At 67.8% G+C, this 984-nt stretch carries 1 protein-coding gene; it reads left to right on the top strand.

From position 1 onward, the window contains the following. Positions 1–77: 77 nt before the first annotated feature. Positions 78–959 carry an IS5 family transposase gene (locus tag EIZ44_RS44435; protein ID WP_134734618.1) on the top strand — a complete coding sequence of 294 codons (882 nt, stop codon included), beginning with the start codon at positions 78–80 and terminating at the stop codon, positions 957–959. The last annotated feature ends 25 nt before the right edge of the window (positions 960–984 follow it).

The raw sequence follows: 984 nt of genomic DNA, 5'->3' as shown, positions 1-984 counted from the left end.
AGAGGGTGTTGTGAAACCTGGTTTTGGTGCGGTGTGTCGGTGGTGGTAGCGGCTGGGTGTGGTGATCATCGGGCCGGGTGTGCGTGTGTGCCTGTAAGCCGGTGTATGACTCGTCGTTGACGGATGCGCAGTGGGCGGTGGTCGAGCCGCTGCTGCCGAGAACCCATCGGAGTCTGGGCGGGCGGCCGCGGGTGCATTCGCGTCGGCTGGTGATCGACACGATCAGTTATGTGCTGGTCAGCGGGTGTGCGTGGCGGTTGGCGCCGCGTGATCTCGCGCCGTGGAGCACGGCGTATCGGGTGTTCGCGGCCTGGACCGCCGACGGCACCTGGCAACGGATCCACGACGTGCTGCGCGAGCGGGTCCGCGAACGCGACGGGCGGGATCCACGGCCGTCGGCGGCGGTACTGGACTCGCAGTCGGTGAAAACCGTCGAAGGCGGCGAGCAGGTCGGTTACGACGCGGGGAAGCGGGTGCGGGGCCGCAAACGGCATGTCCTGGTCGACACGCTCGGGCTGCTGCTGGGCGTGGCCGTGACGTCGGCGTCGGTGCAGGACCGTCCCGGAGCCCGGCGGCTGCTGGCCGGGATCCGGGCACGGTTCCCGCTGCTCGGGCTGGTGTGGGTGGACGGGGGCTACGTCAACTCGAAAGACGCCACGCTCGTGGACTGGGCCCGCCGGCAAGAGAACGTGGAGGTCGTTGCGGTGCCGCGCAACGCCGATGTGCGAGGCTTCCAGGTGCTGCCCCGACGGTGGGTGGTGGAACGAACCTTCGGCTGGCTCACGAGGTGCAGGCGCTTGACCCGCGACTACGAACGAAAAACCGCCCACGCGGAAGCGATGATCCAGTTCGCGATGATTCGGCTGATGGCCGCCCGCCTCGCCGACGAACACATCGAACCCCAAGGCCCCGTCGAAACCGAAGCAGCACGCCGCCTAGCAGAAGACACGAACAACTAACCACCCAGGTTCCGCAACACCCTCT

It is taken from the genome of Amycolatopsis nivea, assembly GCF_004522235.1.
Classification (GTDB): domain Bacteria; phylum Actinomycetota; class Actinomycetes; order Mycobacteriales; family Pseudonocardiaceae; genus Amycolatopsis; species Amycolatopsis nivea.
Note: the sequence above shows the minus strand (reverse complement) of the source record. Positions and strands in the feature narration are given on the sequence as shown.